This is a genomic window from Paenibacillus glycanilyticus NBRC 16618 (assembly GCF_004000805.1).
GTDB lineage: Bacteria > Bacillota > Bacilli > Paenibacillales > Paenibacillaceae > Pristimantibacillus > Pristimantibacillus glycanilyticus.
This window is the reverse complement of record NZ_BILY01000003.1, coordinates 192,338-217,974: the sequence shown is the minus strand read 5'-3', so window position 1 is coordinate 217,974 and position 25,637 is coordinate 192,338. Positions and strand designations below refer to the sequence as shown.

At 51.0% G+C, this 25,637-nt stretch carries 14 protein-coding genes; 13 read left to right on the top strand and 1 reads right to left on the bottom strand.

Annotated features, from left to right (window positions below; genetic code table 11):
* Window positions 1–12: 12 nt before the first annotated feature.
* The 11 genes from PGL01S_RS03615 to PGL01S_RS31090 all read left to right on the top strand — a co-directional run bounded on the left by PGL01S_RS03615 (window position 13) and on the right by PGL01S_RS31090 (window position 22,248).
* The gene (locus PGL01S_RS03615) at window positions 13–1,761 is read left to right on the top strand and encodes a type 2 periplasmic-binding domain-containing protein (protein WP_127491473.1); all 1,749 of its coding nucleotides are present in this window, start codon (window positions 13–15) and stop codon (window positions 1,759–1,761) included.
* Between the two features lie 70 nt (window positions 1,762–1,831).
* A complete protein-coding gene (locus PGL01S_RS03610; RefSeq protein WP_127491471.1) occupies window positions 1,832–2,725 on the top strand; it encodes an ABC transporter permease in 894 nt (297 codons plus the stop codon).
* Window positions 2,726–2,740: 15 nt separating this feature from the next.
* The gene (locus PGL01S_RS03605) at window positions 2,741–3,631 is read left to right on the top strand and encodes a carbohydrate ABC transporter permease (RefSeq protein ID WP_127491469.1); all 891 of its coding nucleotides are present in this window, start codon (window positions 2,741–2,743) and stop codon (window positions 3,629–3,631) included.
* Between the two features lie 24 nt (window positions 3,632–3,655).
* Complete coding sequence (locus PGL01S_RS03600) at window positions 3,656–4,735, top strand: Gfo/Idh/MocA family protein (RefSeq protein WP_127491467.1); 1,080 nt, start codon at window positions 3,656–3,658, stop codon at window positions 4,733–4,735.
* Window positions 4,732–5,535: a sugar phosphate isomerase/epimerase family protein gene (locus PGL01S_RS03595; RefSeq protein WP_127491465.1), complete on the top strand. Its 804-nt coding sequence runs from the start codon at window positions 4,732–4,734 to the stop codon at window positions 5,533–5,535. The genes PGL01S_RS03600 and PGL01S_RS03595 overlap by 4 nt, the downstream gene beginning before the upstream one ends.
* 237 nt (window positions 5,536–5,772) lie before the next feature.
* Window positions 5,773–7,551 (top strand): type 2 periplasmic-binding domain-containing protein, encoded by a 1,779-nt coding sequence (locus PGL01S_RS03590; protein WP_127491463.1) that lies wholly within the window; start codon window positions 5,773–5,775, stop codon window positions 7,549–7,551.
* A 144-nt stretch (window positions 7,552–7,695) separates the two neighbouring features.
* Complete coding sequence (locus tag PGL01S_RS03585) at window positions 7,696–9,822, top strand: glycoside hydrolase family 52 protein (protein WP_127491461.1); 2,127 nt, start codon at window positions 7,696–7,698, stop codon at window positions 9,820–9,822.
* Window positions 9,823–10,161: 339 nt separating this feature from the next.
* A complete protein-coding gene (locus tag PGL01S_RS03580; protein ID WP_127491459.1) occupies window positions 10,162–12,849 on the top strand; it encodes a carbohydrate binding domain-containing protein in 2,688 nt (895 codons plus the stop codon).
* Window positions 12,850–12,873: 24 nt separating this feature from the next.
* Window positions 12,874–17,373 carry an S-layer homology domain-containing protein gene (locus tag PGL01S_RS03575; RefSeq protein WP_127491457.1) on the top strand — a complete coding sequence of 1,500 codons (4,500 nt, stop codon included), beginning with the start codon at window positions 12,874–12,876 and terminating at the stop codon, window positions 17,371–17,373.
* A 250-nt stretch (window positions 17,374–17,623) separates the two neighbouring features.
* On the top strand, window positions 17,624–20,278 hold the full coding sequence (locus PGL01S_RS03570; RefSeq protein ID WP_127491455.1) for a PA14 domain-containing protein: 2,655 nt from the start codon (window positions 17,624–17,626) through the stop codon (window positions 20,276–20,278).
* Window positions 20,279–20,694: 416 nt separating this feature from the next.
* Window positions 20,695–22,248 (top strand): AbfB domain-containing protein, encoded by a 1,554-nt coding sequence (locus PGL01S_RS31090; protein ID WP_218032356.1) that lies wholly within the window; start codon window positions 20,695–20,697, stop codon window positions 22,246–22,248.
* 50 nt (window positions 22,249–22,298) lie between these two features.
* Here PGL01S_RS31090 and PGL01S_RS03560 read toward each other — a convergent pair whose 3' ends face one another.
* Window positions 22,299–23,174: an AraC family transcriptional regulator gene (locus PGL01S_RS03560; protein WP_127491453.1), complete on the bottom strand. Its 876-nt coding sequence runs from the start codon at window positions 23,172–23,174 to the stop codon at window positions 22,299–22,301.
* A 112-nt stretch (window positions 23,175–23,286) separates the two neighbouring features.
* On the opposite strand from PGL01S_RS03560, the gene PGL01S_RS03555 reads away from it, so the two are divergent.
* Window positions 23,287–24,417, top strand: a complete 1,131-nt coding sequence (locus tag PGL01S_RS03555) for a glycoside hydrolase family 88 protein (RefSeq protein WP_174806523.1) — start codon at window positions 23,287–23,289, stop codon at window positions 24,415–24,417.
* Between the two features lie 47 nt (window positions 24,418–24,464).
* Window positions 24,465–25,607, top strand: coding sequence for a DUF2264 domain-containing protein (locus tag PGL01S_RS03550; protein ID WP_127491449.1), 1,143 nt, complete (start codon window positions 24,465–24,467; stop codon window positions 25,605–25,607).
* Window positions 25,608–25,637: the final 30 nt, after the last annotated feature.

Below are 25,637 nucleotides of genomic sequence, written 5' to 3'. Positions count from 1 at the left end.
GGCAAGACGAAAGTGAAACGCAGCAAGAAAATACTCTCAGTCGTAATCGCATGCAGCATGATCATGGCAACGGCGGCATGTTCGAGTTCGAGCAAGAACGAATCAAGCAACTCTGAGAACAAGAACAACCCGGTAGTAGACGACAATGCGGATCCAATGGCTCCTTACAAGGAGACGGTTGATTATACCGTTGTCCGCAGCGTCAACCAGGATCCTAAGTTCCCGGCGGGCGAAAGCTACGAGAAGAACAGCTTCCAGGATTATGTGGAGAAGACGCTAAACGTAAAAGGGAAGCTGCTCTGGACGGCACCGTCCGACGGTGATCAATACCCGAAGAAACTGTCTCTTGATATCGCGAGCAATCGCATTCCCGACATCTTTGCCATTGAAGGCCAGAACATTGTCAGCATGCTGAACACGCTGGTGGAAGGGGATATGATCGAGGACGTAACGCCTTACTACGAGAAATACGCATCGCAAACCGTGAAGGATCGTTACGCTCAGAATCCATATGCTTTCAATACCGTGAATTTCGGCGGCAAAATGATGGCTATTCCATACGGGATGGAAAAAGAACAGCCCATGCTGGTCTGGGTTAGGGAAGACTGGCGCAAGAAATTGAATTTGCCGGAACCGAAGACAATTGATGATGTTCGGACGATATCCAAAGCTTTCGCAACCCAAGATCCGGACGGCAACGGCAAACAAGATACGTTGGGTCTCGTTGCGCAAAGCAGCAGCATGTACAGCCCGGCTTTTGACCTCCATACGCTAGATTCTATTTATTGGGCGATGAACGCATTCCCTGCGACTTGGATTCAAGGCAAAGATGGCAAGGTGAAGTACGGCGGCATTCAACCGGAAGCCAAAGCCGCGTTATCCGTCCTGCGCGATATGTACAAGGAAGGCTCGCTGGATAAAGAATACGGTCTGAAGGACGGCGGCAAAACAACGGAGGACGTGAGCTCCGGCCGAGCGGGCATGGTATTTGAAGCTTGGTATGCTCCTTATTATCCGCTTGGCAACACGCTGCAAAACAATCCAAACGCGGATTGGAAGGCGTATCCGCTATTAAGTGCCGACGGGAAGCTGAATGTGGGCTCAAATCCTAGTCCGGCGGGTTATCTGGTTGTGAAGAAGGGCTTTAAGCATCCGGAATTGCTTATGAAATTAATCAATCTTTCGACTGAATTCAAGGACAAGACGATTCCGGAGCTTCAGGATGCGTACGAGAAGTACGAGCAAGCCGGAACGGTATCCGTTGCCCAGCATCCGCAATACGTGGACCTTGCCGTAGTTGAGCCTGCCATGATCTACAACCAACAGAAGAAATACGATGACATCATGGCTGGCAAGGCAGACAAATCGATATTGCTTCCAACGGAAATCTCAAGCTTTGAACAAATTGAAGTGGAAATGAAAAATCCGCTTGAAAATGTGCTGAAAAGCAATCCGACGAAGGAAGCTTTGGGTACGGCTATTGCCAACCGGATCGGATTCCTGGCCTATAACAATGCCATGAAAACCGTCATTGATAACGAGGGCAATATTGTAGTTACGCCAAACGCTTTTGCCGGACAGACCCCTACGATGGTTAAATCCTGGGCGGATCTGCAATCGCTTCAGAAGCAAGCTTATCTGAAGATCATTATCGGCTCCCAGCCGATCGATTCCTTTGACACCTTCGTGAAACAATGGAATGCGCAAGGCGGCAGCCAAATTACGCAAGAAGTACAGGCCGAGCTAGACAAACGCAAATAAGACTAGAGAAATGGGCGCAAACGGCAGTTAGCGCCCATTTCTAAAAATGACAGGGAAATGAGGGGGACCCATGCGATTATCCAAAAACAGCTATCACTACTTGCTCATGCTGATTCCTGGCCTTGCTTTGCTTGCCGTGTTCAGCATTGCGCCCATGTTCGGCATTATTATGGCATTCCAGCATTTTAATCCGGGTAAAGGGATGTGGCATTCTCCTTTAGTCGGGTTTGAGAACTTCAGTTACATGTTTCATAACCAGGCAAGCTGGCAAGCGATACGCAATACGTTGATTATTTCCATTTCCAAGATGGTGACGGGTCTCATTGTCCCTGTTGTATTCGCTCTCTTCCTGAACGAAGTCAGACATATGTTCTTCAAGCGAGTGGTGCAAACGATCGTGTATCTCCCGCATTTCTTATCCTGGGTTATTATCGCGGGAATCATTAAAGATATTTTGGGCGCGAACGGTCTGATTAACGTCATGCTCGGTCATCTTGGCGTGCACGACCCGATTCTGTTTCTCGGCAGCAACACCTGGTTCCGTCCGATTCTCGTCGTGACCGACGTATGGAAAGAGTTTGGGTTCTCGGCAATCGTCTACCTGGCTGCTCTTACGAATATTAATCCATCTCTTTATGAAGCCGCGGATATTGACGGGGCTACCCGCATGCAGAAAATCAGATACATCAGCCTTCCGGGTATTACAACAACGGTCATTCTGCTCGCGACATTAAGTCTTCAAGGCGTTCTGAACGCCGGATTTGACCAAGTCTTCAACTTGTATAACCCGGTTGTTGAACCTACGGGCGATATCATCGATACGTACGTGTATCGCATCGGCTTTGAACAGGTCAACTACGAATTGGGTACAGCCGTCGGATTGTTTAAATCCGTCATCAGCTTGCTCTTGATCGCTACGGCTTACAAACTGGCATCGAAATTTGCGGGCTATCGCATCTTTTAGAGGGAGGGACAACGAATGATAGCTTCCATTCGGAAGAAGAAATCAAAATCGGCATTTGATTACATGGTGTATCTGCTTATGCTTATCGTCATGCTGCTATCCATTGCGCCCATGCTTCATACGTTATCCGTCTCGCTTAGTGCGCAGGCCAAAGCAGAGGCGGGGCTGGTCTCCATCTTTCCGCGGGACATTACGTTCCAATCTTATGTAAGCATCTTTAAGGATGCTGCGTTCTTCAAAGCGGCATGGGTATCGGTTGAACGGGTTGTCTATACAACGGCCGGTAGTTTTCTTGTCACGCTATTGCTCGCGTTCCCGTTGTCGCGAGATACAAGACAGTTCCCGCTGCGGAACCCGTTTATGTGGCTTCTAATCTTCTGTATGTTATTCAGCGGAGGTCTTGTTCCTTTCTACATGATCGTCAACGATTTAGGGTTGTTTGACAAAATGGCTGCGCTTGTTCTGCCTGGAATCGTCAATGTGTACAACACGATTCTTGTTATCAATTTCTTCAGAAGCATTCCTAGGGAGCTGGAAGAATCCGCGGGCATTGACGGGGCAAACCCTTGGCAAATGCTGTTTCATATTTTCCTCCCGCTCTCGATGCCGGTGCTTGCAACCGTTTCCCTCTTTACCATCGTAGGGACATGGAACGAATATCTGAATGGCTTGCTCTTCATCCGCGACCCCGGAATGATGCCGCTGCAAACGTATTTGCAGTCCATCTTTATCCAGATTGACCCGTCGCGCATGACAAGCCAAGAAATTATTGAAGCAAGCCTTGTCTCCAACAAGACGCTTAATGCAGCAAAAATCATCCTGTCGCTTGTTCCGATTATTGCCATTTATCCATTTCTGCAGCGTTACTTCATTCATGGCATTATGATGGGTTCCGTCAAAGAGTAGTTGAACGATAGAGGAGGATGCAAGGTGAATCATAAAATAAGAGTAGGCATCATTGGAGCCGGTACAATTGGCAAAGTACATGCTTCTTACTTCCAGCAGCAACCGGATACGGAGGTTGCGGCTATTGCGGACGTGCAGCTCGCGGCAGCCCGCCTGGTAGCGGAGCAATATCGAATCGCAACCGTTCACGAGAGCATTGACGCGTTGCTGCAAGACAAGCAGATTGACGCGGTCGTTATCGCCGTGCCTAATCTCTTTCATGAAGCGTTGGTCATCCAAGCTTTGCGGGAAGGAAAGCATGTCCTGATTGAGAAGCCGCTTGCCATTGATTCGGCAAGCGCCAGAAATATCGTGAAAGCGCAAAAAGAATCCGGCAAAGTGGTCATGATCCCGCATCAATTGCGCTGGGATGCGGCTTCCTTGGCCGTTAAGGAACAGTCGGAAAAAGGAGCTCTTGGTCAGATCTATTACGCCAAAACCGGCTGGTTCCGCAGAAAAAACATTCCGGGCTGGGGCTCCTGGTTCACCCAGCAGAAGCTATCGGGCGGCGGACCGCTTATCGACGTTGGCGTTCATATGCTGGATCTGGCCATCTATTTGATGGGCAATCCCAAACCGGTTTCCGTCTTCGCCGCTGCTTATTCGGAGTTTGGCGAGAAGAAGAAAGGAATCGGGACCTGGGGAACGCCTAATTGGAACGGCAGCTTTGACGTAGAGGATTTGGCTTCCGCGATGATCCGGTTCGATAACGGCGCAACTTTGCAGCTGGAAGCGAGCTGGGCCGCTCACACGGTTGCCGAGAATAATGGTTCGTTCCTGCATCTGATGGGCTCGGAGGGAGGAGTGGCCATTCAAGGAGATTCCGGCAAATTCCTTCTGGAACAATTCAACCGGACGGGCGATATAGACATTTCGCCTTCTCCAGGCGCGGAAGACCCGCGCTCGCTCATGATCCGCCATTTTACAGATTGCATTCAGCAGAACGCAGAACCAATAACAAATGCTTACAGCGGTTTCGTGAACATGGCAATTATCGAAGCGGTTTATGAATCGGCGCGTGAAGGCAAGCTTGCTCTGGTAGACCTGGGAGGTGTAGAGGGATGAAGCTGGCGTTCATGACAGCCAATTATGTGGCTGAAGCTTTGCAATATCGTCCAGGCCTGGAATGGGGGGCCTATCAGGAAGAAACCTTCCGCAAGTTCCACAGCGCTTCCTTCGCTTATGAATTCGAACAACTGCTCTATCGGATCAAGCGGCTGGGATTTAATGCTTTGGAATTATGGGTTGCGCATCTGGATCCTCTTCAGGCTACGCCGGAAATGATCAAAACGGCGGTAGGTCTGTTGGAGCGTTACGAGCTGGAAGTCGTATCCTATACGCCTTCCTTCCGCACGCCGCATACAGGCAAGGAAGAGATCAAGAAAGTATATGAAACGGCCAAAGCCATCGGCGCGCCCGTGCTTGCAAACGGCTTTCATGCTTCAAACGCCCCGGTCATCTATGAGCTGGGCAAGCAGTATGGCATCAAGTACGGCATTGAGAATCACCCGGAGAAAAACGCGCAGGAAGTATTAAGCCAGATAGAAGGCTTCGCGCCGTGGATAGGCTCAACGCTAGACACGGGCTGGTTCGCCACGCAAGGTTACGATCCGGTTAAAGCCGTATGGGAGCTGAAGGATCATCTTGTACATGTTCATCTCAAGGATGTAGCGGCAGCAGGAGAACATGATTCTTGCGAGCTTGGACAAGGCATCGTTCCGATCGCGGACGTCATAAGTCACCTGAAAGCTATCCACTATCAAGGCGCTTTGACCATTGAGCATGAGCCGATGGATCATGATCCGTCCGATGAAGTGATGAAGAGCTTAATCCATGTCAGACAATTGCTTAACGATAACCTCTGATGATTCAGAGGTTATTTTTTTGTTGACGGCTGTCGTTTTTTCTCGATAATCTAAGTAGGACTAAAGATATTGGAATTTTGAGCGAACAGGGTGGAAGAATGAATGAAAATGCTTACATTAACAAATGAATATCCGCCTATTCTCTACCAAGCTGCGTCCAGTCGTCTGACGGCTATTTCCCTATGGGTTGGTACAATAAACTTGTTTGAAAGACACTTGTTAAGGGGGAAATAAGAAATGAAGCGCAGCAAAAAAGCATTATCCGTTGTTTTTGCATCTTGCTTGATGTTCTCCATGGTAGCCTGCTCGAATAACTCAAATGAAAGCGCTACAAAGAATTCAAACAACACAGGTGCCACGGCGAGTACCAACACGGATGCAAGTGCAAGTCCAGATGCGGCCTTTAATCCAATGGCGCCTTACAAAGACGTCGTGAATTATACGGCTGTAAAAAGCATCAACCAGGATCCAAAGTTCCCGGCGGGACAAAGCTATGAGAAAAACGCGTTCCAAGATTATGTAGAGAAAACCTTGAACGTTAAAGGCAAGCTGGAATGGACAGCCCCTTCCGATGGCGATCAATATGCGAAGAAGTTGTCGCTCGACATTGCGAGCAACCGGATTCCGGATATTTTCCCGCTTGAAGGGCAAACAACGGTCAGCATGTTAAACACATTGGTACAGGGCGATATGATTGAAGATCTGACGCCTTACTTCGAGAAATATGCTTCTCAAAAGGTTAAAGACCGTTATGCGGCTAATAAATATGCTTTTGATACCGTTAACTTTGGCGGCAAGATGATGGCTATTCCTTACGGCATGGAAAAAGAACAGCCGATGCTTGTATGGGTGCGCGAAGATTGGCGCAAAAAGCTTAACCTGCCGGAACCAAAAACGATTGACGATATCCGCACCATTTCGAAAGCGTTCACAACTCAAGATCCGGACGGCAATGGCAAAAACGATACATTGGGCTTAGTGGCGCAAAGCAACAGCATGTACAGCACGCAATTCGATTTGCATACGCTTGATGCGATCTATTGGGCAATGAATGCTTTCCCTGCAACTTGGGAACAAGGGGAAGACGGCACCGTGAAATACGGCGGCATTCAACCGGAGGCAAAAGCAGCTCTTTCCGTATTGCGCGATATGTACAAAGAAGGTTCTCTCGATAAAGAATATGGTCTGAAAGACGGCGGCAAAACAACGGAAGACGTAAGCTCCGGCCGCGCGGGCATGGTGTTTGAAGCTTGGTATGCTCCGTATTATCCGCTCGGCAACACGATTCACAATAATCCGAACGCGGACTGGAAGGCTTATGCGCTCCTTAGTTCCGACGGAAAGCTGAATGTGGGCTCGAACCCTAGCCCAGGCGGTTACATGGTCGTGAAAAAAGGCTTTGCGCATCCGGAGCTCCTTATTCAATTGATCAACCTCTCGACTGAATTCCAGGACAAAACAATTCCTGAACTGGTACCGGTAAGCGAGGAGTATCAAAAGGCAGGCACGGTATCCGTAGCCGCGCATGCGCAATACGTGGATTTGAGCGTTAATGACCCGGCATTGATCTACAACCAGCAAAAGAAATACAACGACATTCTGGCAGGCAAAGCCGACGAAAGCATTCTTCTCCCAACGGAAGTGGATGGTTTGAAGCAGCTTCAAGCAGAAATCAGCAATCCGCTCGAGAACGTGGTGAAGGGCAAACCTACAGATGAAGAATTGAATACGGCGATTGCCAACCGCATTGGTTACCTCGCTTACAACAATGCGATGAAAGTTGTAACCGACAACGAGAGCAATATCGTGGTGACGCCTAACGTGTATGGCGGCCAAACCGAAACAATGACGAAGTCGTGGGCAGATTTGCAGTCGCTGCAAAAGCAAGCTTACCTGAAAATTATTCTTGGCACACAGCCGCTTGATTCGTTTGATACGTTCGTATCCCAATGGAAAGCGCAAGGCGGCGACAAGATCACGCAAGAGGTTCAAGCCGAAGTGGATAAGAGAAAATAAGATTGATCGTCAGAGAAGATGCAAGCCGAATTCATCGGTTTGCGTCTTCTTTTGCTACCTTGCGCAATCAGTTGTCCCTCTCTGCGGGACTCTGTGACTTCTTATAATAGGAGAGATTAATTAATAAATGAAGGTGGAGTAACTATGAAAGCCAACCACGAATCGATCTTCTTTAATGCACAGCATTCCCCGTTAGGTGCGTTTGCCAGCTTTACGTTAGGATATCCGGGTGCAAACGGAGGATTTGGTCTCGAGCTGGGCAAACCAGCTGACCAAAATATATATATTGGCTGCTCCAGCCTAGACGGCGGCCATTATGAACTGCTTCCGTTTTATGCGGGAAGCGATAACGAAAGACAACGTTACGTCCAATCCGGGGGGGAGGCTGAAGCGGAATCTGCTATTCTTAAAGCTTTCCCTTTAGACGCGATTACGCGGGACTATAAAGCCGCAACCGATGTATGGCGCGCCGGAGATTTGAGCTTCCGCATTTTGACGCAAATTCAGCCGGTACCCGATCCGGAGCTGGCAGAGGCGGAAGAGCTTAAGGCGGCTTTGGTGCCGGCGGTGTGGGCGGAATTGACTCTGGACAATACGAGCGGAGACAAGGCTAGGACGATATTCTTCGGATACCAAGGCAATGATCCGTATTCTAACATGAGAAGAATCGACGATACCATGACCGCAGGATATATCGGAGTTGGCCAAGGGCTCCGGACTGCGATCGTGACCGAGAATAAGGAGACGTATTCCTCCCTAGGATTTGATATGGAGAGCATTCTAAAGCCCCGTTCGAAAGCCCATCATACGTTTGGTCTCGGATCATGTGGGGCCTTATTGACCGAAGTGCCGGCCGGCGAGAAGGTGACGGTCCGATATGCCATTTGCTTCTACCAGGCTGGCATCGTAACTTCCGGACTGCAAGGATCATATTACTATTCGAAGCTGTTTGATTCGATTGAATCAGTTGCTCGTTATGCTCTAGAACGATTCGATTCTGTTCTTGCCGCTTCCGGACAATTGGAAGATGAGATGGATGAAGTTGGCCTCTCGGAGGATCAGAAATTCCTGATTCGCCATTCCGTTCACAGCTATTACGGCAGCACGGAATTGCTCGATGTACAGGGAAAGCCGGTATGGATCGTCAACGAAGGCGAATATCGCATGATCAATACTCTTGATTTGACCGTGGACCAATTATTTTTCGAGATGAAAATGAACCCTTGGACGGTTCGCAACGTGCTGGATTTGTTCGCCGAACGTTATAGCTATACGGATGAAGTTCAAGAATACGGCAGCCTACGCAAATATGAAGGCGGCATCAGCTTTACGCATGATATGGGAGTGGCAAACGTCTTTTCAAGACCGCAATATTCGGCCTATGAAATATCGGAGATCGAGGATTGCTTCTCGTACATGACACAGGAGCAACTGACGAATTGGCTGTTATGCGCGCTGATTTATGCGGAGAAGACGCAAGACCGTGCTTGGCTGGCAAGCAAGATGCCGCTCATTAAGAGCTGCTTCACCAGCATGCTGAACCGCGATCATCATCAGGCTGAACAAAGAGACGGCCTGATGGATCTGGAGAGCAGCCGGACGAATGGCGGCGCGGAAATTACGACCTACGACAGCTTGGACGTCTCGCTTGGACAATCCCGCCGGAATATCTACATTGCGAGCAAATGCTGGGCGGTCTATGTTTTGCTAGCTCACCGGTTTGAAGAAGAAGGAGAAGCGGAGCTTGCCGGACTTGCGGCTGAACAGGCTTGCCGCTGCGCGTCAACCGTAGCTTCGGGAGTGGAGAAAGACGGTACGATTCCCGCCATATTGGATGGAAAGAGCGTATCCCGCATCATTCCTGCCGTTGAAGGTCTCGTATATCCGTATGCAGCAGGTTTGTTTGATGTCTATGGCAAGGAAAGCCCGTATGCGGGTTACTTAAGCGCCTTGAAGAAGCATTTGGAGAACATCCTTGTACCCGGCATATGCCTTTTCTCGGACGGCGGATGGCAGTTATCGTCAACGAGCATAAATTCCTGGTCCAGCAAAATTTATTTGAACCAGTATGTTGCCAGAAAGGTACTTGGCGTTATTCAACCGGAGCAGCATACTGCGGCTGATCACGCCCACGTATCTTGGCTTAAGGATCCGCAAAATGCTTATTGGGCGTGGAGCGACCAGACCCATGAAGGCATCGTAAAAGGAAGCCGGTATTATCCGCGAGGCGTAACCTCGATTCTATGGCTGGACGAGAGAAACAAGAAATAAGCAATAAGAAATAGGGATGAGGAAAGGCGCCTTCGGCCATTGGAGGCGCCTTTCCTTCTGCCCGAGCCTTAAGGCAGGTAGGAAATTGAGATTACCGTAGGGGGAAGGATCGCCGTTTCGGTGGACTAGACCCCGGACTTTCAGCCCTTCTTTTAACCGTTCCCATCAATCCTTCCTACCCTGATCATTCTCTTCTCCCACTCCAATTTTCGGCCGGATCATATACACTCTTACACGAAAGGAAATATCCAATAAAAGGGGAGGAGTTGCCGAATAATCGCATCAATTTGCAACCGCTTACAATAGGAGTGTTTTTGGAATTGAAAGGGGGAGGTACACGTGTCGAGACGCAGGAAAAGATTATTTATGCTAGTCGTAACGGCCGTACTATTTGTTCAAAGTTTAGGAAGCGTTTCCAACAAGGCCATGGCAGAAGGTAGCGGCGAAATTGTCCATAACGGCGATTTCGCGCAGGGGCTTGCGGATTGGTGGCTGGATACGGGAAAAACCTCGTTTGAAACGGCAAACGGTTGGGCAACCTTCACGCCCTTGGTTCAAGATGACATGTGGGCGCAATCTCTAGGGCAGACAACGGGCGCGCTTGCCAAAGACGTGGAATATACGTTTTCCTTTGACGCCAAGGCGCTGGAAGAACGGGGCATCGAAATTTGGCTCAGGGCAAGCGGAAATGGCGGCAACAACATCGTCCTGTCTCAGCAGACCTTGACGCTTGGTGAGGAGCACCATTACTCCGTGACCTTTACGCCGTCCGAAGATTTGGAAAGCGCAACGCTGCAAATTCCATTTGGCGGCAATATGACGGCGTTTTCCTTGAAGCAGATCTCCATCCGTCCAACCTTGGGCGGTACGCCCGGGGGTGAAGATCCAGGAGAAGGCGGCACAGGCACTTCGCCGCAGCCTCCAGTCAATACGCTGCTTCTTAATCCGGGTATGGAGGACGGAATAACGAATTGGCAGGCATGGGGCCAAGGCTTTACGGCTTCAGGCGATACCGCACACGCGGGGAATGCGAGCCTTCAAGTGCTTTTGAATAATGGAGGCCGTCAAGTAGTTACTCTCCAGCCAGGAAAGACGTACAAGCTTGGCGTATGGGGCAAAACGGCGGGAACGGGTACAGGTACGCAGACCGCTACGGTCATGGTTAATTATAAGAGGCCAGGAGACGCTTCTTCCCAAGCTTACGGCTCTTTCCAGTTTGGTCCGGGCGATGCGGATTTCACTTACAAGGAGATTACGTTCGAGACACCTGCTGATATGGCTGAGGAGTGGGGCACGCAATTCGTATCCGTTTGGAGCGAAGGCGCAGATCAGGTTTACCTGGATGATTTCACTTTAAGCGAGGTTTCGGACGGGGATTCGGGAGAAGAGCCTGAAACGCCTGCTGCTCCCCATTCTTTATCCGGGCTTCTAATCGATGATACGGCTATTCCTGATTTTGATCCCGCTACACACACTTACTATTATGATCTAGCTGTTGGCACGACGGCCGTTCCGGCAGTCACGGCAACGGCGCAAGACGGCAATCAGGTAGCGATTGAACAAGCGCAAAGCTTGCCTGGACAAGCGGATATTACCGTGTCCGATAGCGGAGGCTCGGATCGCTATATCGTACATTTTAGGCTTGTTCAGCCCGCGGCCGTTAACGAGAACTTCGAGACTACGGAGATTGGCGGACTTCCGGAAGGCTGGACTCCAAACGGCACCAATCCTGACGAAGGCTCCTATGAGGTCGTTTCCCAGGATGGCGGCAAGCTGCTTAAGATGAAGCATGATTTGCAAAACTCCCCTAACGGTCTTACGAAATCGTTTGACCCGCAGAGCGGAAACTTCACTTTTGAATACCGCATGAAAAATACGGATCAAAGCGCCGTATCGATCGTCCGGCTCTGGGACAGCACCTCCGGCCAGGATGCCTTGTCGCTTGTTGAAGCTTGGGGCTTGCGGTTCAATATGGTCGGCGAGAACTTCGATAGCACGGAAGCACCCGGACACCGCATTGTGGATGGGGACTTCAATACAAACGAATGGCGCGACTACAAACTGATCGTTCATGTCCCAACGCATACCTATGATATTTACTTGAACGGAGAGCTGAAGCGACAAAATATTCCATTCCTGGGCGACGTGGACAAGATCGACCGTTTGTCGATCGGCCATATTTTCTGGTCCACGGCTACAACGACTTATATCGATAACGTAAGGATGCAGCCGTTGCCGTTCGTGAACAATCATGTCCGGAATGGCGATTTCACTAGCGGTTTGGATCATTGGACCGTATCGGGGACCGGTGCTGGATTAGCCAATGAAAATGGGCGTGGGAAAATAACGATCGGGGCTGGCCAAGGCCAGGCAGTAGTGAAGCTGGATGGGGCGGATGTTGCGATCGGACAAAGCTATACGCTTAGATTCTCCATGAGAGGATCCACGCCGGCCGATGTGAACGTGAACATTGCAGGAAACGAAGGAAATGATCTAATCAAATCAACGGTAATCGAAACGACAACCGTACCTGGTCAATACGAAGTGACTTTCACTCCCGGAGCCGGGGCGACCGTTCCTCAGAAAGCGGAGATCACTTGGTCCGTTGAAGGAGATTCGTCAGAGAACTGGATCGGTTATCTGGATGATGTTCAGCTTCTTACCTCCGATGCGGTCGTCCCGCTGCCGAAACCGGCTGATTATGTTGCGGTTGATTCGATTAAGATAACCGATGGCACGGCGGATCTTCCTTATGCGGGGATCAATTATAAGGATGTATCCGTGCAATTTATGAACGAGTCTTTCATGAATCTGGAAGCTGTGTACGTTGTTGAACTGCGGGACGCTTCCGGCGAGGTTGTGGATCGCTCAACGGTCCGCGCGGAAGTGTCCGCTTCCGAATCCTCCGTTGTGCATGCTGGATTTATCGTTCCGGAGGAATCAGCCGGATACCGCATTTATGCTTACGCGTTAAAGCCTGAGCAATCATCTGCCTATTCGCCGGTAGTTGCCGCCGATCCGTCTTAACGGGAAAGAATGGAGGGTTAGACCATGAGAAGAAACAAGAAGTGGTTGAGCGCCGTGTTTGCGGCCGTATTGCTCATGCAAGGAATAGGTTTTGTTGGAACGCCAAGCGTTCAAGCATCGCCTGCCGCAGAAACGGAGCAGCCATGGGATTGGAATAGCGTAAATCTGCAGGGCATGGGCTGGGTAACCGGTCTTGTTGCGCAAAAGACGGCCCCTTATCTGATGTATGCGAAGACTGACGTTGGCGGCGCGTACCGTTATGTACGCGATGAAGACCGCTGGGAGCCGTTATCGGATTGGCTTAGCCTGGCTAATCGCCATGGCTATTCCGTGGAGAGCATAGCGATTGATCCGGGTGCCGCGGATGATGTGTACATGGCCGTTAATGGCGCGAGTGGCGAAGGCGGAGAAATTTACGTTTCCCATAATCGCGGCGAGACTTGGGTAGCTACGGGCATGGGAAAGAACGATATTTACATGGGAGGCAACGACGCGCTCCGCTCGGAAACGGGAGAGCGGCTGGCGGTTGACCCGAACCGTTCCGGAAGCGTTTATTTCGCCTCGCGCGGCGACGGATTGTGGTCGAAGAAAGGGAATAACGCATGGTCCAAGCTGGCTGGCGGTCTGCCCAATACGCCAACCTGCCAGGACCAAGCGGGCTGCGGCGGATTTTCGTTTGTCGCATTCGATAAAAATTCGGGTACGACGGCATCGGGCGATACCAAGATTTTCTATGTCGGCGTCTACGAAGACAGCGTTTACAAGACAACTAACGGCGGCGCAAGCTTCGCGAAGCTGAGCGGGCCAACAGGCAGCGACTCCAATCATTTCTTCCGCGCCGCGGTAAATGCGAATGGTATCTTGCTTTTAACTAGCGGACAGACCATTCTGCGGGCGGAACGCACGGATTCGGCGCTTACCAAGGTGTTTGATTCCAATGATCACAGTGAAATCGTGCAAAAGACGGTTGTCGGCATCGATATCGATCCGTCCAACGCTTCGCTTATCTACGCGCAAGCCGGCGATTCCGATGCGGGCAACGCGTGGATGTACGTCAGCTCGGATGCGGGCTTGACCTGGACCCTGAAGCAGGAGCACAAAGGGACGGAGCCGGAGTATTATCCGGAATGGTGGTCGAACCATGAGCGCGCGCCGCTTGTTGTCGATCCGCTCGATCCAACAACGGCATGGACTTCAACGGGGTTTGGCATCTTGAAGATCCGCGGCATTAATACGAATACGCCGGTTGCCGATGCCAACATGCACGGAGTTGAAGAATTGGTAGGCTACATCGCCAAAGTACCTCCTCTTGCCGGAGGTTTTGACGTGCATGTCGGTTCGGCGGACTCCGCCGGATTCTCGGTTCGGGACCGGAATACGGTGCCGGATACCAGGTTGATGGGCCAGCGTTATGACGGCCCGCCGATGTGGGGCATTAACTTGACTCAAATGTCGGGGCTGGATTACAGCTATCAGAATCCGAACGAGATGGCTTATATGGGCTATCATCAGTTCGCTTTATGGAACGGCGCACCGTTCAATTTCTACGGGACAACGCATGACGGCGGGCGCACTTGGGAGGAATCCGCCACACCGTCAGACCTCGAGACTACTGGCGGAATGATTGCCATGTCTTCGACAACGCCAAGCAGCTTGATCTGGTCGCCGTATAACGGCTACATGAAATACAGCGAAGACGGCGGCATAACCTGGAAGGATTCGATTGGCATTGAAAGCCAGACATTTGGTCATTTGTATGAGCGCAACAGCTACTGGTGGAGCTCTACGCAGAATCTGGCATCCGATAAAGTGAACGGCAGCAAATTTTACATGTTCACGGAAAAGGATTCGAAAATCGCCCAATTCTATATGAGTGAAGACGGCGGCAAAACGTGGAAGAAGACGTATACCGGCTTTGAGGCGCAGGGCGACGAAGATTACACCGCGTCCAATCCCGAACATAAGGTAAACTTTGCTGCTCTTCCATTCGTGAAGGTCAAGGTTAATCCGGCCAAGGAAGGCGACGTATTCCTGGCTTCCAAGCAAGGCGATTTCGGCGATGACCATGCAGGCCAATATTCGAAGCTGTATCGTTCCACGGATGCTTCTGTATCTGATTTTATTGAAGTGCCTAACGTTCAAGCAGCCGTAGACGTAGCATTCGGCAAAGGCGACAGTCCGGACCAGCCTTATATTTACCTGTACGGTATCGCAAACGGCGACAGCACTTCCGGCGTGTACGTATCCAAAGACAATGCGAAGAGCTGGCATAAAATCACGGATGGCCGTCATTCCTTCGGGGGGACGAACAGCATCGAAGCCGACATGCGCTACAAGGACCGCGTATATCTGTCGCTTGAAGGCCGCGGATTCGTGTATGGTCAGCCTGCCGGACTTCCGGAAGTAAACGTCTCAGACATTCAATCGGATCATGAGCTGCCAAACGCGGTTCAAGCCGGACGGGTTTACCAGACGGGAGCAAACGTTGGCATTCAAGCCGAGGCAACGGCGGCAACCGGCAGCTCGATCGCTAAGGTAGAGTTCTTTGACGGAGAGCTGAAGCTGGGAGAGGATACGACAGCACCTTATTCGATTCAGCTTGACGCCGATACGCCTGGAGACTATTACGTGGTTGCCAAAGCCATCGATAGTCAAGGAAGAGAGCAATATTCATCTCCGCAGGATTTCAGCGTCCGCAATCTGACTGAAGTAACCGGCATCAGCTACAAGAACGGCTCCGGCCAACCGATTAGCTCCCTGGTCGGCGGCCAGACCGTCAAGGTCGAGACTTCTGTACAGAACAATACGAGCATTGCGCAGCAAGTGAATCTGGTCGCTGCGCTCGAAGACAGTCAAGCGAAGCCCGTTAAGCTGGTCAAAACAACGGCAAGTTTGAAAGGAAGCGGCAAGGCTGTTCTGGGAGCCGAATTAAAGCTGCCGGCAAGCGTAGATGGCCATATCGTGAAGGTGTACGTCTGGGATAACGGCCAATCGGCCAGCCAGCCTGCGATCTCGACGATCCCGGATACAACGGCGCCTTCTTGGCCGAAGACCGCGAAGCTCTATTACACGGAACGCGGAGCAATAAGCGTGAAGTTGTATTGGGCAAACGCTGCAGACGATTTCGGCGTATCGCGTTATGAAGTTTATCAAGACGGGGTCGCGGCTCCAATTGCAACCGTTGACGGCAATGCCGTGCGTCAGTTCACGGTTACGGGGCTAAAGCCGGACACGGAGTATTCCTATCGCATTGTAGCGATGGACGGAGAAGGCACCGTGTCGGATGCGCTTGGACCGGTCCAAATCAGAACCTTAACGGCGGATCCGGCAGTACCTTCCGTACCTGGCACAACGGCACCGGCAAAAGACAATGATCCAACCGTGAAGGGCGGGACTATTCAAGCCGTTCCGAGCATGGAGGGAACGCATGCCGCTTTGCATCTTAAGGCGCAAACCATAAGTGATGCTATCCAAGGTGCTGTGAAAGACAAGACGGATGTTATCTCCATAGAGACAGCTGCCTCAACGGACAAGTTCGATTCTCTTGATCTCGATATTCCGGCTGCATCCGTACGGGAAGCCAAGAAGCAGGGGATTAACCAGATTCGAATCGTAATGCCTTTCTTTACGTTGACGTTGTCGACAGACGCAATTGCCGGACTTCATGCCAATGATCAGACGATTAAGCTGCAAGTCAGCATGCTTGCCGCTTCGGACAGCGCAGGCAAGCTTGTCTATGACTTCAACCTGTTGGTAGACGGGACGGCCATTCATACGTTTAACGGATATCATTCTGTGAAAGTGGAAATTCCGTACAGCCTGCAGTCCGGTCAAAAACGGGGCACGGTTATTGCTTCTTATGTAGGCGAAGGCGGCAAACTGGAGCCGGTTAAAAACTCGCGTTATGACGGCCTGTCCGGCATGCTGGTCTTTTATCCGCCGCATTTCAGCCAATATGCCATTACGTCATCATCGCCATCCTTTACGGATGTAGGATCGGTCAAATGGGCACAAGAGGCGATCGACGGATTGTCCGCGCGTCAAATTGTCAATGGCCCGCAAAAGGGGCATTTCGCCCCTCAGAACAAGGTCACCAGAGCTGAATTTATCACGATGCTGATCCGTACTTTCGATTTGCAGCAGCCGAGTGCTGTGTCGTCCTTTAAAGACGTGAAGCAAGGGGCTTGGTATGAGCATGAAGTGGCATCTGCCGAGAAGCTAGGAATTGTGAAAGGTTATATGGACGGTAGTTTTGGCGTGAACCTTACGATTACCCGGGAAGAGATGGCGGCTATGATCTGGAATGCGGCTAATGCTTTTGGATTGAAGCCAAGTACCGGAATCCCGGCAGCCAAGTATGCCGATGAGGCTTCCATCTCCTCTTACGCCAAGGAAGCCGTTCATCAATTAAGCGAAGCGGGATTATTAAAAGGCTACGGAAACGGCAGCTTTATGCCTGGCGGAAGCGCAACGCGCGCTGAGGCGGCCGTACTGGTTTATCGTATTTTGCAAGCTGCTAACTAATTTGTTTTACCAGCAGGAAATGATGGGACGAATAGGCATGCGATAAGCCTATTTGTCCCGTTTCTCCACGGCGGCAAACAACATGAGGTGATAATTAATTGATTTGAAGGCGCTTTAACCATGCAGGTCTGACAGGATCTTAAAATAACCGTCTTGTTGGCCTAATCCCGGGAAGACCGATAAGCGGATGACATAGATTCGTTTTCTGCAATAGGAATAATAATCTATTAGATACAGGGAGGAACAAATTATGTTCAAGAAAGGCACCGCCATTATCGCGGTTGTAGCGCTGCTTGCGCAAATCTCTATTCTATCATTCAAGCCTGCAACCGCAGTGGCGGCAACAAGTGATATCTCGGCATCTTACGATTGGCAGCAATTAAAAACCGGAGGAGGAGGCTTCGTTACGGGGATCGATATCCATCCAAGCGGCAACGTGGCTTATGCCCGTACCGACGTGGGAGGGGCTTATCGCCTTAACGATTCCAAGACGGGCTGGATTCAAGTCGTAACCGCAAACAGCATGCCGGACGAATCACCCGGCGGACATAAAGGAGCCGTAAGTATTGTTGCTGCGCCAAGCAATGTCAATGCCGCTTATATGGCGTTTGGCGACAGCGTCTACAAAAGCGGTAATAAAGGCGACACCTGGAGCAAGACAAATGTCTCTGGACTTGACAACAACGCGAATGGCGACGCCCGCACGACAGGCGAACGGCTCGCGGTTGACCCTTCTAACGAGAATGTGGTTTACTACGGCACCATAGGTAACGGTTTATACGTGACTCGAAATGGCGGCAGCAATTGGTCGGCGGATTCGGGTATTCCAAGTACCGGGGAAAATGTGCATGGCGTACAGGACGTGGCGATTGACGCCGGAAGCGGCACGGTAAGCGACGGCGGCGTTACGCGTACGAAGACGGTCTATGCATCGGTCTATGGCAAAGGCATTTACCGGACGGATAACGGTGGGAACAGCTGGTACAAAATTACGGGTTCCTGGCCTGCGGACAACGGCAACTATACCGACATGGAGATCGTCTCCGGCGCCTTGTACGTTTCGGGCGGCGGGGTATGGAAATATGCCGGGGGAAGCTGGTCGCAGATCAATACTAATGCCGATATTTGGAGTATTGCGGTCTCGCCAACAAATCCGAACAAAATATTGGCGTTTAACGGCGGAGGCACGCCTTACCGAACGACGGACGGCGGCGGACAATGGACCCAGCTTGACAAAAACCGGACTGCCGGTTCGGGCGACGTTCCATGGCTGTCCTGGACAGACGAAGGCTGGATGTCGGTCGGCAATGTCGCGTTTGACCCCGTTGTGCCGGATAAGCTCTGGTTCGCGCAAGGCATTGGCGTATGGACCTCTACGGATATTAACGATAGTCAATTAACGTGGACATCGCTAAGCGCTGGCATTGAGGAGATGGTGTCAAACGATATCGTTGTTCCGCAAGGCGGCAAGCCGGTAACGGCGTTCTGGGACCGGCCTTTATTCTATCATGCGAACAATGACCAGTATCCGTCCCAGCATCAGCCAAGCTCCAGATTCAACTCCGCATGGGATTTGGACTATTCGTACAACAATCCGAATTTCCTGGTTGCCAGCATTTCGGATCACCGCTTCTGCTGCGAGAGCGACGGACAAGCTTTCCCAAGCGGCTACTCAACCGATGGAGGTCAGACTTGGACTCCGTTCGCATCGGTACCGTCGGACATGCATTTCGGAGATATTGCCGTGGCAGCCTCTGACACGAATAATATCGTTTACTTGCCGACCAGCAACCGGACGCCGTATTATACGACAAACCGCGGACAATCCTGGAATGCTATCGTTTTACCGGGAACCGAGTCTTCGTATGACAACGGACAATATGTGGGCGGATCGCATTTTGCCTATTACTTGAACCGTCATGCTCTGACAGCCGATACGGTTAATGATCATACCTTCTATCTGTATCACAATGATAAAGGCTTGTACCGTACGACAAACGGCGGTCAATCCTGGAGTCTTGTCAATACAACTCTTCCAAAAGGCTGGGCAGTGGGCTGGTTCAATTTGCAATTAAAAGCCGTACCGGGTAAAGCGGGTCATCTCTTCCTTACGTTAGGACAACTCGACGGAGCTTCCTATTCGCTCTATCATTCCATTGACGGCGGTACGACATGGTCGGAGATCAGTGCGGTAAAAGATGCAACGTCTATCGGATTTGGCAAAGCGGAGACCAGCGGCGGATATCCCGCGATCTATCTTGCAGGCAAGGTGGAAGGAGACTACGGCGTATGGCGATCCACGGACGAAGGAGCGAACTGGAGCAAGATTGCAACCTATCCAAAAGGCATTTACGACAATGTCTCGGCTATTGACGGAGACAAGGATGTTTTCGGCAAGGTATACGTAGGTTTTAAAGGGAACAGCTTTGTATACGGAGCGCCAAGCGGCAGCAACCCGCCTTCGGGAGATTCCGGCGTAGGCAGCGGTACGGGATTAAACGGTACGTACTGGAACGGACTTAACTTCGAGCAGTGGGTAGCGAACCGGACCGAAAATATTGATTTCGACTGGGGCGAAGGCGCGCCGGTATCCGGCATGAACACCGACAATTTCCTGGCCCGCTGGACTGGATTTGTACAGCCGAGATATAGCGAGACGTACACGTTCTATACGACATCCGATGACGGTATCCGGGTATGGGTGAACGATCAACTTATTATCGACAAGTGGATTGACCAGGGACCAACTGAGTGGAGCGGATCGATTTCCCTGCAGTCTGGTCAGAAATATAGCATTCGCGTGGATTACTATGAGAAAACCGGCGGCGCGTCAGCGAAGCTGAGCTGGTCGAGCGCTACCCAGGCCAAGCAGATTATTCCGGCGCCTCAGCTTTATACTCAGTAAGCGGAAAGCATGAAGAAGACCAAGGCAGTCTGAAGCTGCCTTGGTCTTCTTGTCATTTCCACTGCGAATTAAGAAGTGAGAAAACGTTAAGATGAAATTATTGTTTTTTATAATCAATTAGTTATATAAATAATGTTTAACGTATATTATAATCCGAAATATAAAGCGCTTTCATAAATTAGTGAAGTCTGCAGCTTCCTAAAAAGGTGCTTACCTCAGCCACACAACTCCATGCAGCGCCTACCATCCTGCTTCATCGCCTTACCCAACATGGTTAAACGGCCGTCTCATTTTACTCAATCCCTGAACGCTCCAAAACTTAACGCAGAATCGAATACCTGACGGAAGTCCGGATTTCTGCAGCTTGAACCTGCCCGTTCCCGGATTCCGATCTTCTATCGAAAAGAGGAAAGATAATGGGAAAAAAGTTAAAAAGGATGTGGGTAAAAACAATAGGCTTGGCTCTATTGGCCTGTTTGATGATCATAGGGGAAGCGAATGCTTTTGGCCCTTCAACGATGTATACTTCGCCTTCCACGGATCCCGGTCCGGGTACTCTGTACCCAAGAGCCATCCGGTTGCAGTACAACGGAACCTCAAACGGCACCATGCTGGCGACCTTTGAGCATTATGTCAACGGTACGCCAACGTTCCCGATTTATCGCAGTACGGACGGAGGCGTATCTTGGACGAAGATTTCGGAAGTAGCCGATACCGTGAACGGATGGGGCCTTCGGTACCAGCCCTTCCTGTACGAGCTTCCTCAAGCCATCGGCAATTTGCCTGCGGGCACGCTTCTTTGCGCGGGCAATTCAATTCCATCCGATTTGTCGCAAACGAAGCTTGATCTCTACAAAAGCACGGATAAAGGCTTGACCTGGACTTTCGTAAGCTCGATCGCTACCGGCGGCCGCGCTGATCCTAACGGCTCTTACGATCCGGTATGGGAGCCGTTTCTTCTCGTCGCTAATAACAAGCTGATTATGTATTATTCGGATGAGCGTGATGCCGCTCATAACCAAAAGCTGGTTCACGTTACTTCGACGAACGGCACGACCTGGAGCTCGCCTGTTGAAGATATTGCTCTAGCCGATTCGACGAAACGTCCTGGCATGACTACAGTTGCAAAGCTTGGGAACGGAAATTATATAATGACCTATGAGTATGGCGGATCGCCAAACGGAAATTTTGCCGTCTATTACAAAATCTCTTCCAACCCCGAGAACTTTGGCGCGGCTACCGATCCGGGCACTCTGCTGAAAACGAGAGACGGGGTCGTTCCTACCAGCTCCCCATATGTCGTATGGGTGCCGGGTACGGGGCCTAACGGAACAATCGCCGTAACCTCTAATTCCAGTACGGAGCTATTTTTGAATTCCGAGAATGGAGCATCGGATACTTGGACGCGGGTAAGTACGGTTGTTCCGCAAGGGTACAGCCGCGCGATTCTGCCTCTTGCTGACAATCACAGCGTATTGGTTCTGTCGGGCGGACCGCTTGGCAGCGGACACAACTCGGTGACTTACGGCAGCAAGGACCTGGGAGATGCGGCGCAGCTTCACCAAATCGAATCGAGCCGTTATGCCGGATACTATATCCGCCACTACAATTTCCTGGCCCGAATCGATACGAATCCTTCGCCGGTTAACGATTCCAAATTCAGAATGGTGCCGGGACTTGCGGATTCGGGCGGCGTTTCCTTCGAGTCCGTCAATTTCCCTGGCTACTACCTGAGACATTACAACTATGTCATGCAATTAAGCCGCAACGACGGTACAACAACATTCCAGCAGGATGCGACGTTCTATCAAACGGCGGGTCTCGCCAACTCTTCGCAAGTGTCGTTCCGGTCTTACAACTTCCCGACCTATTATCTCAGACAATCCAATTACACCGGTATGCGGATTGATCCGCTCAGCTCGTCCAGCTCTACGACGGATAAACAGGACGCCACGTTTATCATCCATTAATGCAAAAAGCTGCCGGAGACGGCAGCTTTTTGCATGCAGCAGCCACGAGACTACTGGTACGTATGCTTGATAGCACTTCGATACAAATTGGGTGTTACCCCTTTATGCTTCTTAAACAGCTGGGAGAAATACGGAGCGCTAAAACCGCCGATCATTCGGCCGATTTCGTTAATGGAATAGTCCGTATTCTCGAGCAGCGCACACGCTTCGCGAATCCGGCGTCCCGCCACGTAATCGGAGATGGTCATTCCGGTCTGCTGCTTGAACAAATGCGATATATGGTAAGAGGATAAATGAAGTTCCTGGGATAATGATTCCAGGGATATCGTTTGACAGTAGTGCGTTTCGATCCAGTCTAGTATTTTCTCGACATGGCCGGAGTTTTTATCTACGGAAGCGTGCGTATCTTCTAATTCAAATACATGCAGTTGAAGATGCTTAAACAGAGCTAGAAGAAAAAGTACCCGATCCTCTACGCTTGGCTCGCCTCCGGTAAGAGTTCGCATTTTATCATAGTCCGACAGCAAATTCGCTAAGGTCTTGTCATCGCAAAACGTAAATACCTGGCGCCTGAGCAAGCCGTACATTAATCTTCGCAGAAAAGCTTGCATTTTGGGATAAGGCTGCAGATAGGGATCCAATATGCGGGCATCAAAGGTCAGATTGGTTCTTATATAGGTAGCTCCGTCCTTTAATGGAACATCTACTTTATGAAGCTGGTAGGGCTGAAAACAAAATAACATGTTATCCTCAAGCTTATACTGCTGGCTTTCCAGCGTTACCGTGCCGGATCCTTCGTGGATGTACAGCAGCTCTATCCCTTGATGCGCATGCAGCATCAGCCAATTCTCGTTGCGGGTTTCATATCTATGAGTAAAGGAAAAAGCGTTAGCGCCAAGATCCATAGGCTGAACATTTGTTGGCATTACGTACCTCCCGGCGGGGCAAAAATCGCAATTTAGCTACATTATAGCACAACTCCCCTTAAGCCCAAGAGATTTATAATGAGGCCATAAACCTTATCGGGAGGGCATCGAAATGTGGAAGAAAGCCATTGAAGATACGCTGCGGGTAACTAGAGCCAATATTGAACGGTTTGGGAGCAAATTCCCGCATGTCAGCGAGAACAGCAGCGGTCAATACGTACTCATTGAAAACGAAGGCTGGACGGAAGGGTTTTGGCCCGGGGTTCTATGGCTGAGCTACGAGTATTCCGGAGACAGAGCTTACCGGGAAGCAGCCGTGCAAACGGTTAATAGCCTAGGGAAGAGGCTCGAGAACAACCTGAGTCTGGACCATCACGACATTGGCTTCTTGTATTCCTTGTCCGCAAAAGCGCAATGGATCTTGGAGAAGGATGAAGCCGCAAAGCAAATAACGATAGATGCCGCGAAAGTACTGATGAAGCGCTGGCGCGAAAATATGAATATTTTGCAGGCTTGGGGACCAAAGGATGATCCGGTCAATGGCGGCCGTATTATCATTGACTGTATGATGAACCTGCCCCTGCTGCACTGGGCTTATCTGCAGACCGGGGACAAGTCGTTCAGGGAGGCCGCGGAGCAGCATACGGAGATGAGCCGCCGCTTCCTTGTGCGCGGAGACGATTCCTCTTACCACACCTTCTGGTTTAATCCCGAGACCGGCGATTCCAACCGGGGAGGAACTCATCAAGGCTTTAAAGACGGCTCGACCTGGACGCGCGGGCAAGCGTGGGGGATCTACGGCTTTGCGCTGGCTTATCGTTATTTGCGAAAGCCGGAATATTTGGAGACGGCCAAGCGGCTCGCCAACTATTTTGCAGACCGAATTCCGGAAGATGGCGTAGTGTATTGGGACTTTGACGCGCCTCAGGTGCCGGAAACCATGAGGGACAGCTCCGCTTCGGCCATCGCTGCTTCCGGCATGCTGGAGATTTGCGGCTTCCTATCGGACAATGATCCCGCGTACAAAAAGCTGATGCAAGCGGTGAACCGCTCCATGGAAGGACTCGTTAGCCATTACTCGACGAATGGAGAGAAAGAAGCGGAAGGCTTCTTGAACCGCGGTTCGTATTCCGTTCGCACGAATACTTCGCCGGACGATTATACGATTTGGGGCGATTACTTCTACCTCGAAGCGCTGATGCGCCTTGAAAAAGGCGTTCCGGGTTACTGGTACGAACGTTAGCGTTATTGAAAATTTCAATGAAGACAAGACTGCAGGGGGCAAAAACGATGGCTGAAGTTAAGCAGGATCGCGAGCAGTGGATAGAATGGATGCTTCGAATCGGAAGGCCGGTATTGGAAGCTTTAGCGGAACGCAAGCTGAAGGAACGGATGCCGGTTCAAGCGTTCACAGACGACCGCAGCGAATACACATACCTGGAAGTCTTGGGGCGGTTGCTGACCGGAATGGCTCCCTGGTTCGAAATGACCGGCTTAGCCGGGGATGAGGAGAAGCTGCGAAGCGGGATGGCGCAATTGGCCAGAGAAGCCATTGACGCGGCAACGGATCCGTCATCGCCGGACATTATGAACTTCGCCGGCGGCTATCAGCCGATTGTCGATTCCGCCTTTTTGTCCCATGCCCTTGTCCGGGCACCGCATGAACTGCTTGGCAAGCTTGAGGACCGGGTAAAGCAAAACGTAGTCACCTGCTTGAAGGCGACCCGCTCAAGAAAACCGGGCTATAACAACTGGCTGTTATTCGCAGCCATGACCGAGACGGCCTTGTATCTGCTCGGCGAGGATTGGGATCCGATGCGCATCGATTATGCCCTCAAGAAGCATCAGGAATGGTATTTGGGCGATGGGGTATATGGGGACGGGCCGGAATTCCATTGGGACTACTATAACGGATTTGTCATTCAACCGATGCTGGTTGATATTCTCCGGACAGTCGGACCGGAATTGCCGGAGTGGGAGCAAATAACGACTGTTGTTATCCGCCGGGCGGCCCGCCATGCGGCGCAGCAAGAACGCTTGATTTCTCCGGAAGGCACTTTCCCGCCGATCGGGCGCTCGCTTGCTTACCGGTTTGGCGCGTTTCAGCTGCTGTCGCAGGCCGTGCTTCAAGGCTGGCTTCCGTCAGACATTGCTCCTAATCAGGCAAGATGCGCGCTGACGGCGGTTATTCGCCGTATGATGGAGCAGCCCGGGACCTTCGACGAGGGAGGCTGGCTTCGAATCGGATTCTGCGGCGACCAAGAGGATATTGGCGAAGGATACATCTCGACAGGCAGCTTGTATCTATGCGCCGCCGTGTTCCTGCCCCTTGGCTTGAAACCCGAGCACCCGTTCTGGCAGGGCGAAGCGGACTGGACTTCCAAGAAAGCATGGTCCGGACAGCCGTTTCCGATAGATAAGGCCCAAAAGTAAAAATAAATAACCCCCGGTTCTCGCTAGGCA